The sequence below is a fragment of the Rhizobacter sp. genome, from assembly GCF_031412495.1.
GTDB lineage: Bacteria > Pseudomonadota > Gammaproteobacteria > Burkholderiales > Burkholderiaceae_C > Schlegelella_A.
Window position 1 is genome coordinate 1 of sequence record NZ_JANODC010000510.1, and the last position, 12,971, is coordinate 12,971.

The following is a 12,971-nucleotide window of genomic DNA, read 5'->3' on the forward strand; positions in this document are numbered from 1 at the left end:
GTCGAACTCGTAGCCCTGCAGCTGGTCGTAGCAGGTGCCGCAGCTCACGACCACGGTCTTGATGTCGAGGTAGTTGAGGGTGTTGGCGACGCGGTGGAAGAGGACCCGGTTGTCGGTGATCATCTTTTCGGCCTTGTCGAAGTCGCCCGAGCCGCGCTGCGGATAGCCGCAGCACAGGTAGCCCGGCGGCAGCACGGTCTGCACGCCGGCATGCCAGAGCATGGCCTGCGTCGCCAGGCCCACCTGCGAGAAGAGGCGCTCCGAGCCGCAGCCGGGGAAGTAGAAGACCGCCTCGCTGTCGGCGTTGGTCGTCTTCGGGTTGCGGATGATCGGGACGTAGTCCTTGTCCTCGATGTCGAGCAGGGCGCGCGCCGTCCGCTTCGGCAGGTTGCCCGGCATCTTCTTGTTGATGAAGTGGATCACCTGCTCCTTCAGCACCGGCGTGCCGTGCGTCGGCTTCGGCGCCGCCGTCTGCAGGTTGGCGAGGCCGCGCAGCATGTCGTTGGCGGCGCGCTGGGCCTTAAAGCCGACGTCGACCATCGCCGTGCGCATCACCTTGATCGCCTCCGGACTGGTGGCGTTCAGGAAGACATGGCCGCCTTGCTGGCCGGCCGGAACCGGCGCTTGCCCATCCGGCGCAGCAGGTTCCTCATGTTCATCGAGACGTTGCCGAAGTCGATGTCGACCGGGCACGCCGGCTCGCACTTGTGGCAGACGGTGCAGTGGTCGGCGACGTCCTCGAACTCCTCCCAGTGGCGGATCGACACGCCGCGCCTCGTCTGCTCTTCGTAGAGAAACGCCTCGACGAGGAGCGAGGTGGCGAGGATCTTGTTGCGCGGGCTGTACAGCAGGTTGGCGCGCGGCACGTGCGTCGCGCAAGGCGGCTTGCACTTGCCGCAGCGCAGGCAGTCCTTGATCGAGGTCGCGATCTCGCCGATGTCGCTCTGGCTCATGATCAGCGACTCGTGCCCCATGAGGCCGAAGCTCGGCGTGTAGGCGTTGGTCAGGTCGGCGTCGAGGCGGGCGCCGGCGAAGGTCGCGCCGCGCAGCAGCTTGCCCTGGTTGAACCGCCCTTCCGGGTCGACCCTGCGCTTGTAGTCGGCGAAGCCGGCGATCTCGGCGTCGGTCAGGAACTCGAGCTTGGTGATGCCGATGCCGTGCTCGCCGGAGATGACTCCGTCGAGGTCGCGTGCCAGCTTCATGATCCGCGCCACCGCCGTGTGCGCGGTCTGCAGCATCTCGTAGTTGTCGCTGTTGACCGGGATGTTGGTGTGCACGTTGCCGTCGCCGGCGTGCATGTGCAGGGCGACCCAGACCCGGCCGCGCAGCACCTCGCCGTGGATCTTCTGGCACTCGTCGAGGATGGGCTTGAAGGCGGCGCCGGCGAACAGCGTCTGCAGCGGCGCCCGGATCTGCGTCTTCCACGACGCTCGCAGGGTGTGGTCCTGCAAGAGCTGGAAGTTCGTGCGCGACGGGTCTTCCACGGAAGGCCGGTCGAGCCCGGCGAGCCAGCGCCGCCACTGCGCCCCGACCTCGCGCAGCAGGTTCATGGCCTGCTGCACGCGGTCCTCGAGCAGCTCGGCGGACGCGATGTCGCCGGCGTCGTCGCTCTTGCCGAGCGGCAGCTGCCCGGTCCCGAAGAAGGCTTCCAGGCGCTCGACCAGGGCCAGCTTGTTCGCCAGGCTCAGCTCGATGTTGATGCGCTCGATGCCCTCGGTGTACTCGCCCATCCGCGGCAGCGGGATGACGACGTCCTCGTTGATCTTGAAGGCATTGGTGTGCTTGCTGATCGCCGCGGTGCGCTTGCGGTCGAGCCAGAACTTCTTGCGCGCCTCGGCGCTGACGGCGACGAAGCCCTCGCCGCCGCGCGCGTTGGCCAGGCGCACGACTTCGCTCGTCGCCCGGGCCACGGCATCGGCGTCGTCGCCGACGATGTCGCCGAACAGCACCATCTTCGGCAGGACGGTCGATCCGCTTCGGCCGTCCCCGCCGCGCTTGCTCTTGGTCGCGTAGCCCACCGCCTTGAGGTAGCGGTCGTCGAGGTGCTCGAGGCCGGCAAGGAGCACCCGCGAGCCACCTGGCGCGCTCGCCGCCAGGCCGAACAGGTAGTCGCGGATCTCGACGATCGACGGCACCGCGTCCTTGGCATTGCCGAAGAACTCGAGGCAGACCGTGCGCACGTGCTTCGGCATCCGGTGCACGATCCAGCGCGCCGAGGTGATGAGGCCGTCGCAGCCCTCCTTCTGGATGCCGGGGACGCCGGCCAGGAACTTGTCGGTGACGTCCTTGCCGAGGCCTTCCTTGCGGAAGCCGGCGCCGGGGATGTCGAGCCGCTCCGTGCGCTCGAGCTTCCTGCCGCTGGCGTCGAGCCAGCGCAGCTCGAAGCTCGCCATCGGCGCGTCGTGGATCTTGCCGAGGTTGTGATCGAGGCGGATCACCTCGAGCCACTTCGCCTCCGGCGTCACCATCCGCCACGAGGCCAGGTTGTCGAGCGCCGTGCCCCAGAGCACGGCCTTCTTGCCGCCGGCGTTCATGGCGATGTTGCCGCCGACGCAGGAGGCCTCGGCCGAGGTCGGATCGACCGCGAACACGTAGCCGGCTCGCTCGGCGGCGTCGGCGACGCGCTGCGTGACGACGCCGGCCTCGCTCCACACCGTCGCCACCTTCCCTTCCACGCCCGGGAGGTCGACGAACTCGACCTCTGTCATGGCCTCGAGCTTTTCGGTGTTGATGACCGCGCTCGACCAGGTGAGCGGCAACGCGCCGCCGGTGTAGCCGGTGCCGCCGCCGCGCGGGATGATGGTCAGGCCGAGCTCGATGCAGCCGGCGACGAGCCCGGCCATCTCGGCTTCGGTGTCGGGCATGAGCACCACGAACGGGTACTCGACGCGCCAGTCGGTCGCGTCGGTGACGTGCGACACCCGCGACAGCCCGTCGAAGCGGATGTTGTGCGCCGCCGTGACCCTGGCCAGCCGGCGCAGCGTCCGCCGGCGCAGGTCGGCCACAGTCTTGAACTGTGCCGCGAAGGCCTCGACGGCCTTCGTCGAGGCCTGCAGCAACTCGCCGACGACAGCGTCGCGGCCCGGGTCGAAGTCCGGCGTCCGGCGCTTGCCGACCTCGCCGAGCCGGTGCTGCAGCGCCTCGATCAGGAGCTTGCGCCGGCGCGGGCTGTCGAGCAGGTCGTCCTGCAGGTAGGGGTTGCGCTGGACGACCCAGATGTCGCCGAGCACCTCGTACAGCATGCGCGCCGAACGCCCCGTGCGACGCTCGTCCCGGAGCAGGCCGAGGACCTCCCAGGCGCGCGCGCCGAGCAGGCGGATGACGATCTCGCGGTCGGAAAACGACGTGTAGTTGTACGGGATCTCGCGCAGCCGGGGCGCTGTGGCGGCTGCCTCAGCGGCAGCAACGAACTGGGTCAGCGGCAACGGGGCGTTCATGGGCTCGAGGCGCTCACGGCACCCGTCCAAGGCAGGGGCGCAGCATCGTACCGCAGTGCAGCATTCGAGGCCGCTGCGGGGCTCCGGAGGGGTAATCCCCGTTGCCGCCAACCCCCCATCCAACGATAAACAGGCCTGTCATTTTCGGCGTGCACACTGGCGCCTCGCGCCCCGACGCGCTTCCCACTTCACGGAGTCCTCATGAGAAACAAAGCCCTTGCCCTCTGCTCCCTCGCCCTCGCGCTCGGCTTCGCGGGGCCGGCGCAGGCGCAAGTCGAAATCCAGTGGTGGCATTCGATGGGCACCGCCCTCGGGGAATGGGTCAACGACCTCGCCAAGGACTTCAATTCGAAGCAGAAGGACTACAAGGTCGTGCCCGTCTTCAAGGGCGGCTACGACGAGTCCATGACCGCCGCCATCGCTGCCTTTCGGGCCGGCAACGCGCCGCACATCCTGCAGGTCTTCGAGGTCGGCACGGCGACCATGATGGCCAGCAAGAACGCGATCGTGCCCGTCGGCAAGGTGATGCAGGACGCCGGCATGAAGTTCGACCCGAAGATCTACGTCCCTGCCGTCGCCGGCTACTACACGGCGCCGAACGGGCAGATGCTGAGCTTCCCCTTCAACAGCTCCACGCCGGTCTTCCACTACAACAAGGACGCGTTCAAGGCGGCCGGACTGGACCCCGAGAAGCCGCCGACCACCTGGCCGGAAGTGACCCTGGCCGCCGCCAAGCTGAAGGCGAGCGGGCACAAGTGCCCCTTCACCACCAGCTGGATCAGCTGGACCCAGCTGGAGAGCTTCTCGGCTTGGCACAACGTCGAGTTCGCCAGCAAAGGCAACGGCATGCGCGGGATGGACGCACGGCTCACCTTCAACACGCCGCTGCACGTGCGCCACATCGAGAACCTGGCCAACATGGCCAAGCAGGGCCTGTTCGTCTACAAGGGCCGGGGCAACGCCGCTGACGCGACTTTCGTGTCCGGCGAGTGCGCGATGGTCACGGCGTCGTCGGCGCTCTACGGCAACGTCAAGCGCAATGCCAAGTTCGCCGGCGCGATCTCCACGCTGCCCTACTACCCCGACGTGCAGGGCGCGCCGCAGAACACCGTCATCGGCGGTGCCAGCCTCTGGGTGATGTCCGGCAAGAAGCCCGAGGAGTACAAGGGCGTCGCCGCATTCTTCGACTACCTCTCTCAGCCCGACGTCGCCGCGGCCAGCCACAAGCGGACGGGCTACCTGCCGGTCAGCATCCCTTCGTTCGAGCTGACCGACAAGAGCGGCTTCTACAAGGAGAACCCCGGCACCGATGTCTCCGTCACGCAGATGATCCGCAAGACCACCGACAAGTCGCGCGGCATCCGCCTCGGCAACTTCGTGCAGATCCGGACCATCATCGACGAGGAGATGGAGCAGATCTGGAACGGCAAGAAGACCGCCAAGGAAGGGATCGACAGCGCCGTCAAGCGCGGCAACGAGCAGCTCGAGCGGTTCGAGAAGGCGAACAAGGCCGCGGCCTGAAGACCTGACCTTGGCCATCGAGAAGCGCGTCCGCTTCAGGAGCTGGTGGCTGCCCTGGGTGCTCATCGCGCCCCAGATGGCCATCGTCCTGGTGTTCTTCTTCTGGCCGGCGTTCCAGGCGATCTACCAGAGCGTCCTCACCGAGGACGCCTTCGGAACCTCGACCGAGTTCGTCGGCCTTCTGAACTTCGAGCGTCTCTGGAACGACGAAACCTATTTGGCGTCGTTCTGGACGACCGCCGTGTTCTCTGTGCTCGTGGCGGGCATCGGCCTGGCGGCGGCCCTGCTGCTCGCGGTCATGGCCGACCGCGTGATCAAGGGCGCCGCGTTCTACAAGACGCTCCTGATCTGGCCTTACGCCGTCGCACCCGCCGTCGCCGGCGTGGTATTCCTCTTCATGTTCGCGCCGTCGGTCGGCGTCGTCAGCTACGCGCTCGTCCTGTTCGGCATCGACTGGAACCACCTGCTCGACGAGGACCACGCGATGGCCCTGATCGTGCTGACGGCGGTCTGGAACCAGATCTCCTACAACTTCCTGTTCTTCCTCGCCGGCCTGCAGTCGATCCCGAAGAGCCTGATCGAGGCCGCGGCGATCGACGGCGCCCGCCCCTGGCGGCGCTTCTGGACCATCGTCTTCCCCCTGCTGTCGCCGGTGACGTTCTTCCTGCTCGTCATCAACATCGTCTATGCCTTCTTCAGCACCTTCGGCATCGTCGACATGGCGACCCAGGGCGGGCCAGGCAAGTCGACGTCGATCCTCGTTTACCGGCTCTACTACGACGGCTTCAAGGCGCTCGACCTGGGTGGCTCGGCAGCGCAGTCGGTCGTGCTGATGGTGATCGTCATCACCCTGACGGTCATCCAGTTCCGCTACGTCGAGAAGAAGGTTCAGTACTGATGAAGCCCCCGCCCCAGCCATGATAGAGCGCAGCCCCGTCTTCGATTTCGTCTCCCACCTCGTGCTCGCGATCGGGGTGGTGGTGATCGCCTTTCCGGTCTACCTGACGCTGGTGGCGTCGACCCAGACCGCGCAGGAGATCTCGCAGCGCCCCATGTCCCTGCTGCCCGGCACGCACATGGTGGAGACGTACCGGCTGGCGTTGTTCGGCGGCGAGACGAGCTTCGGCGCACGCATCTCGCCGGTCGGCCACATGATGTGGGTGAGCCTCGTCACGGCGCTGATCATCGCCATCGGCAAGATCGCCATCTCGCTGCTCTCCGCGTTCGCCATCGTCTACTTCCGCTTCCCGTTCCGCTCGCTCGTCTTCTGGATGATCTTCGTGACCCTGATGCTTCCGGTCGAGGTGCGCATTCTGCCCACGTACCAGGTCGTCGCCGACCTGGGCATGCTCAACACCTACGCCGGCCTGACCATCCCGCTGATCGCTTCGGCCACCGCGACCTTCCTCTTCCGCCAGTTCTTCCTCACCGTGCCCGACGAACTCGTCGAGGCGGCGCGCATCGACGGCGCCGGCCCGATGCGCTTCTTCAAGGACGTCCTTCTGCCGCTCTCGGCCACCTCGATCGCGGCCCTGTTCGTCATCCAGTTCATCTACGGCTGGAACCAGTACCTATGGCCGCTGCTGATGACCACGGACGACAGCATGTATCCGATCGTGATGGGCATCAAGCGGATGTTCGGCGGCGGCGACGCCGCCAACGAGTGGAACGTGATCATGGCGACCGCCATCCTGGCAATGGTGCCGCCGGCGCTCGTCGTGCTGCTCATGCAGCGCTGGTTCGTCAAGGGCCTGGTCGACGCCGAGAAATGAAACCTTCTAACCGACCCGAGAACTGACCGTGGGCGCCATATCGCTTCGCAAGGTGGTCAAGAGCTACGGCACGGGTGCCACGGCCAACCAGGTGATCCACGGTGTCGACGCCGAGGTCTCGGACGGCGAATTCGTCGTCATCGTGGGCCCTTCCGGCTGTGGCAAGTCGACCCTGCTGCGCATGGTCGCCGGGCTCGAGGAGATTACCGGCGGCGAGATCTCGATCGCCGGCCGGGTCGTCAACCAGCTCGAGCCGGCCGAACGCAACATCGCCATGGTGTTTCAGAACTACGCCCTGTACCCGCACATGACGGTCTTCGAGAACATGGCCTACGGGCTGAAGATCGCCAAGGTGCCCATGGCCGAGATCACGGCGCGGGTCGACAAGGCCGCGAAGATCCTCGAGATCGGCCCGTTCCTCAAGCGCAAGCCGCGCGAGCTCTCGGGAGGCCAGCGCCAGCGCGTCGCCATGGGGCGGGCGATCGTGCGCCAGCCGGCCGTGTACCTCTTCGACGAGCCGCTCTCCAACCTCGACGCCAAGCTGCGCGCGCAGACCCGCCTCGAGATCCAGAAGCTGCACCGTGAGCTGCGCACGACCTCGCTCTTCGTCACCCACGACCAGGTCGAGGCGATGACGCTGGCCGAGCGCATGATCGTCATGAACGCGGGCCGGATGGAGCAGATCGGCACGCCGGACGAGGTCTATCACCGGCCCGCCACCACCTTCGTCGCCGGGTTCATCGGATCGCCGCCGATGAACCTCGTGCGCGGCCATGCCTCCGGTTCCACCTTCACGGCCGGCGGCCAGAAGCTGCCGCTGCGCTCGCCTGCGCCTCGCGACGGCGAGCTCATCCTCGGCTTGCGGCCGGAACACATGGAGCTCGGCGGCGAAGGCGGCGACACGAGCTGGCCCTTGCGCGTGCAGGCACTCGAGATGCTGGGGGCGGAGCGGCTGGTCTACGGCACCCTCGGCGATTCGCTGTTCACCGCACGCATCGACGCGACCATGCCGGTGCCCGGCGTCGACCAGGTCGTCAACATCCGGGCCGCAGCCGGTCACCTGCACTGGTTCGATGCGGCCACGACGGCCCGCGTCGGCGCATGACGGCGGCGTAGGCCCACCTCGAGGCGGCAGTCGATGTCTGCCAGCGCCCCGGCCCCGCTGGTGATGCTTCATCTCGGGCTCGGCGCCTTCCACCGCTCGCACCAGGCTGCCTACCTGCAGCGCCTCATCGATCGCGGCGACACGCGCTGGATCATCAAGGCCGGCAACATCCGCCCGGGCAGCGACGACATGGTCCTGGCGCTGGCGAGGCAGCGGGGAAGCTACACCCTGGAGACGGTGACGCCTACGGGCGAGCGGCGCTACGAGCGCATCCGTGCCATCGCCGAGGTCTTGCCGTGGGAGCGCGAGCTCGCCGCGCTGCGCGCCGCCGGCGCCGACCCGTTTACGCGCATCGTCTCCTTCACCGTCACCGAGGCGGGGTACCACCTGGACGACCAGGGCCGACTCGACCTCGCCGCCCCCGACGTGGTGGCCGACCTCGCCCGCGCACGCGCGGGTGCGCCGGGCACCACTCTCTACGGCGCCCTCGTCGCGATCCTGCGCGACCGCATGCGCTCCGGGGCCGGGGCCGTGACCCTGCTCAGCTGCGACAACCTGCGCCACAACGGCGACCGTTCCCGCGCCGGGCTTCTGCAGTTCCTGGAGGCCATCGGCGACCTGGCGCTCCTGGACTGGGTGAAGAAGAACACGTCGCATCCGAACGCGATGGTCGACCGGATCACGCCGCGGCCCTCGACCCCGGTGGTGGCGCGGGTCAAGGCAGCCACGGGCGAGGACGATGCCGCTGCCGTGATGGCCGAAAGCTTCAGCCAGTGGGTGCTCGAGGACGAATTCATCAACGGCCGGCCGGCGTGGGAGAGCGTCGGCGTGGAGATGGTGGCATCGGTCACCCCGCACGAGGAAGCGAAGATCCGGCTCCTGAACGCGACGCACTGCTGCATGGCCTGGGCCGGAACGCTGGCAGGGTACCGATTCATCCATGAAGACGCTGCCGACGCGCGGATCCAGCGCTTCGCGCACGACTATGCGACCGACGATGCCATCCCCGTGCTCAGTCCCAGCCCGGTCGACCTGGCTGCCTACCGCGACGTGGTGCTTCAGCGATTTGGCAACCCGGCCATCGAAGACACGAACCAGCGCGTCACCTCGGACAGCTTCAGCAAGCTGTTCGGCTTCGTGTCGCCCACCCTCCGCGACCGCCTGGACGGGAACGGAAGCATCGACTCGGTGGCCCTGCTGCCTGCGCTCTTCCTCGCCTTCCTGCAGCGCTGGCATGCCGGCAAGCTGCCCTACGCCTACCAGGAGCAGGCGGCCGACCTGGTTCTCGCACGGGCGATTTGTTGCGCCGAGGATCCGATCGCGGCGCTGGCCGGCCAGACGAGGCTGTGGGGCGCCCTCGCCGGCGACAGGCGGCTTGTCGCGGCCCTGCGCCGGGCCAGCGAGCGGGTTGGCTCGTTCATCGCCGCGGCCACGCCCGATACTTCGGTCAGACCCGCCACGAGCACTCGCCCATGAACTTCGCAGCGCCCTGGCCCTACCCGCTCTGGATTGCGCACCGCGGGGCCGGCAGGCTGGCGCCCGAGAACACCCTCGCGGCGTTCCGCCTCGGCGCGGCCCATGGCTACCGGGCCTTCGAGTGCGACGTCAAGCTGTCGCGCGACGGCGTCCCGTTCCTGCTGCACGACGCGACCCTGCAGCGCACCACCTCCGGCCACGGCCCGGCCGCCGCCGTCGACTGGCGCGAGCTGGCCCGGCTCGACGCCGGCGGCTGGCACGGCCGCACGTATGCGGGCGAGCCACCGCCCTCGTTCGAGGCGATCGCCAGGTACTGCCTGCGCAACGCCTTCGCGCTCGACATCGAGATCAAGCCGTCGCCGGGCAGCGAGCGCATCACCGGCGAGGTGGTCGCGCGCGCCGCCGACGCGCTGTGGGCCGCCGCCACGCCGCTGCCGCTGCTCACCTCCTTCCAGCCGGCGTCGCTCGAAGGCGCGCGCGCGGCAGCACCGCGCCTGCCGCGCGCCCTGCTGCTCGACACCCTGCGCAGCGGCTGGCTCGACGAGGCGCGCGCGCTCGGCTGCGTCGCCGTCGTCACCAACTACTCGGTCATCGACTCGGGCGTTCTCGCCCTCGCCCATGGCGCCGGCTTGCGCGCCCTCGTCTACACCGTCAACGACCCGGCCGCGGCACACCGCCTGCACGCGCTGGGCATCGACGGCATCGTCACCGACGCCGTCGATCGCTTCTCGCCCGCCGACGGCGTGGTCGACTGAGCCTGTCAGGCAGGCGGATTCCGCGCGGCCTTCATCAGGTGGCGCCGACGCGACCCTGCACGTCGGCCTCGACGCCCAGCCACTCGTCGGCGCTCTCGGCTGTCGGCAGCTCGCGGACGTTGCGGATCACCTCGAGCCGCCAGGCCGCCAGGGCCAGCAGCAGGGCACCGCAACCGGCGACCGCGAGCGAGGCGCGCAAGCCCGACTGCTCGCCGAGCCAGCCACCGAGCAGGGCCCCCGGCCCGGCAGGGATCAGGATCAGCCAGCGCATGGTGCTCGTCATCCGGCCGAGCAGGGGCGCCGGCGTCACCGCCTGGCGCAAGGCCAGGAAATTGATGAAGATGAGCACGGCGCCGGTCGAGAACATCATCAGCATCAGCGCGAACGCGGCCACGCCCCAGGCGTTGGCTGGTGCGACCGACAGAAGCAGCCAGCCCGCGCCGCAGACGGCGAAGCCGAGGATCAGGCTCGGCCCGGGCCCGAAGCGGCGGCTGATCCGGTTGCCGTAGACGCTGGCGATGACCGTGCCGAGGCCCATGCCGGTGTAGCTGAGGCCGATGGCCTGCTCGGACAGGCCGAGCGTGCGGGTGGCGAACAGGATCTGCACGACGAGCGCGGCGTGATGGCAGGCCTGCCAGGTGCCGACCGCGAGCGCGAGCGCCACCAGCAGGCGCTGGCGCGCGACGAAGCGCACACCGGCCTTCAGGTCGGCCCAGAACTGCTGCGCCGGCGTGCCTTCCGCGCGCGGTCTGTACGGCATCTCGTGGATGTGGATGCCGCGCAGGATTGCCGCCGAGAGGGTGACCATCACGGCGTCGACGAGGAGAGCCACCGGCGCACCGACGAGCTTGATCAGGAGGCCGGCCACCCCGGGCCCGGCCACCTCGGCGCCGGAGGTCGCCAAGGCGTTCTTGGCATGCGCTTCGACCAGCCGGTCGCGCGCCACCACCTGCGTCAGGACGATCTGCGCGGCGCTGCCGGCCACCGTGTACACCGCACCCAGGACGAAGCCCGTCACGTAGAGCCAGGTGATCGACAGCCATCCTGCCCACCACGCGAGCGGCACGCTGGCCACGACGAGGGCGATCGTCAGCTCGCCGGTCACGTAGACCGGGAGCTTCCTGACGCGATCGAGCCAGACGCCGGAGGGCAGCGAGAACAGCACGAACGGGGCGATCTCCATCGCCGTCAGCAGGCCCATCTGGGTGGGGCTCGCGTGCAGCAGCACCGCCGCCGTCAGCGGCAGTGCCAGCATCGTGACCTGGCCACCGAACGAACTGATGACGATCGAGGTCCACAGTCGCCGGTAGGCGACATCGCGCAACAGGTCACCCGGAGGCAACTTCGGCAGCCACGTCTTCATGGTTGCTCACCTTCTTCCTTCCTTCGCGACGCTCTTCGTGAGAGCTGTCTGGCGGGCCGTAGCCCGGTGCAGCGAAAGGGACGATCGATCGACTGAATCTTCCGCTGATCTCTCAGCAGAACTTCGGATCGAAGGGAGCTGAGAGGACTAGATGGGCGCCGGAGCGCTGCCGGCCGAGCGCTTGCCCATGCTGCCGAGGACGCCACGCGGCCGCGGCCGGGCGACGCCGGCGGCGTCGAGGGCAAGGGCGAGTGGGTGGCAGTTCATGGGTGGATGAGGAGCGCGGGGGCAGCCGGAATCGTAGCAGCGGCGCCCCGCATCAGGCAACCCGCGCGCATGCCGCCGTTGCGCAGCGCCCACGCGTCACGAGCGGTAGTCGGCGTTGATGCGAACGTAGTCGAGGCTCAGGTCGCACGTCCACACGCTGGCTTCGTGGGGGCCGCGATGGAGGTCGACGCGCACCGTGATCTCGCCCTGCTTCATGACGCGCTGGCCGTCCTCCTCGCGGTAGGCCGGGTGGCGCCCGCCGCCCTGGGCGACGTGCACGTCGTCGAGGTGGAGGTCGATCCGGGTCTGGTCAAGATCATCGATGCCGGCGTAGCCGACGGCAGCCAGGATGCGCCCCAGGTTCGGGTCGCTCGCGAAGAACGCCGTCTTGACCAGGGGCGAGTGGCTGATCGCGTAGGCGACCTTGCGGCACTCCTCGACGCTCGCGCCTCCCTGAACGAGCACCGTGATGAACTTGGTCGCCCCTTCGCCGTCCCGGACGATGGCTTGTGCCAGCCGCCGCGAGACCTCGGAAATGGCCTCCTGCAACGCCCGGCCATCGGCGCTCTCCAGATTCGTGACCTGCGCATTGCCCGCCCGATGCGTGGCGATGAGCAGGAACGAATCGTTGGTTGAGGTGTCGCCGTCGATCGTGATGCGGTTGAAGGACTCGTCGGCCGCCTCGCGCACCAGCTGCTGCAACAGCGCCGGCGCGACCGCGGCGTCGGTCGCCACGAAGCCGAGCATGGTCGCCATGTTGGGGCGGATCATCCCGGCGCCCTTGCTGATGCCGGTCACCGTGACCGCGCGGCCCCCGATCTGCAGGGCGAGCGATGCCGCCTTCGGCACGGTATCGGTGGTCATGATCGCCTCGGCCGCGGCACTCCAGCCGTCGGCGCGGCAGTCGGCCAGCGCCGCGGGCAAGCCTGCCTCGATGCGATCGCTCGGCAGCGGCTCCATGATCACGCCGGTGGAAAACGGCAGGACCTGCTCTGGATCGCAGCCCACGAGCCGGGCCAATGCCGCGCACGTCGACCGAGCTCTGGCGAGCCCTTCCTCGCCGGTACCCGCGTTGGCGTTGCCCGTGTTGATGACAATAGCCCGGACCTCCACGCCACGGCGCAGATGCTCGCGGCAGACCTGCACCGGCGCCGCCGAGAAGCGATTGGTGGTGAACACGCCCGCCACCGATGCGCCGGGCTCGAGCCGCACAACCGTGAGATCACGTCGGTTCGCCTTGCGAATCCCGGCCATGGTGACGCCGAGGGTTAGGCC

At 68.6% G+C, this 12,971-nt stretch carries 8 protein-coding genes and 1 pseudogene; 6 read left to right on the plus strand and 3 right to left on the minus strand.

From position 1 onward, the window contains the following. Positions 1 to 3,437, minus strand: a pseudogene (locus AC30N0_RS19125) (DUF3683 domain-containing protein); the annotation flags it as partial. Positions 3,438 to 3,638: 201 nt separating this feature from the next. On the opposite strand from AC30N0_RS19125, the gene ugpB reads away from it, so the two are divergent. From ugpB to ugpQ, 6 genes are read left to right on the plus strand one after another with little or no spacing between them, the layout of a single operon-like run. Next, positions 3,639 to 4,958: a sn-glycerol-3-phosphate ABC transporter substrate-binding protein UgpB gene (gene ugpB / locus AC30N0_RS19130; RefSeq protein ID WP_489519476.1), complete on the plus strand. Its 1,320-nt coding sequence runs from the start codon at positions 3,639 to 3,641 to the stop codon at positions 4,956 to 4,958. Between the two features lie 16 nt (positions 4,959 to 4,974). After that, positions 4,975 to 5,856 (plus strand): sn-glycerol-3-phosphate ABC transporter permease UgpA, encoded by an 882-nt coding sequence (gene ugpA / locus AC30N0_RS19135; protein ID WP_489519483.1) that lies wholly within the window; start codon positions 4,975 to 4,977, stop codon positions 5,854 to 5,856. A gap of 19 nt (positions 5,857 to 5,875) precedes the next feature. Next, positions 5,876 to 6,730, plus strand: coding sequence for a sn-glycerol-3-phosphate ABC transporter permease UgpE (gene ugpE, locus AC30N0_RS19140; protein ID WP_489519477.1), 855 nt, complete (start codon positions 5,876 to 5,878; stop codon positions 6,728 to 6,730). Positions 6,731 to 6,758: 28 nt separating this feature from the next. After that, positions 6,759 to 7,835, plus strand: a complete 1,077-nt coding sequence (locus AC30N0_RS19145; RefSeq protein WP_489519478.1) for a sn-glycerol-3-phosphate import ATP-binding protein UgpC — start codon at positions 6,759 to 6,761, stop codon at positions 7,833 to 7,835. Between the two features lie 33 nt (positions 7,836 to 7,868). After that, on the plus strand, positions 7,869 to 9,311 hold the full coding sequence (gene dalD, locus AC30N0_RS19150) for a D-arabinitol 4-dehydrogenase (RefSeq protein ID WP_489519479.1): 1,443 nt from the start codon (positions 7,869 to 7,871) through the stop codon (positions 9,309 to 9,311). Beyond that, positions 9,308 to 10,066 carry a glycerophosphodiester phosphodiesterase gene (gene ugpQ, locus AC30N0_RS19155; protein WP_489519480.1) on the plus strand — a complete coding sequence of 253 codons (759 nt, stop codon included), beginning with the start codon at positions 9,308 to 9,310 and terminating at the stop codon, positions 10,064 to 10,066. The genes dalD and ugpQ overlap by 4 nt, the downstream gene beginning before the upstream one ends. A 34-nt stretch (positions 10,067 to 10,100) precedes the next feature. On the opposite strand, the gene AC30N0_RS19160 is transcribed toward ugpQ, so the two are convergent. Further along, entirely contained in the window at positions 10,101 to 11,429 is a 1,329-nt protein-coding gene (locus AC30N0_RS19160) for an MFS transporter (protein ID WP_489519481.1), read from the minus strand. A gap of 363 nt (positions 11,430 to 11,792) precedes the next feature. Then, positions 11,793 to 12,971: bifunctional glutamate N-acetyltransferase/amino-acid acetyltransferase ArgJ (gene argJ, locus AC30N0_RS19165; RefSeq protein WP_489519482.1), on the minus strand; the 1,179-nt coding region annotated here is incomplete at its 5' end.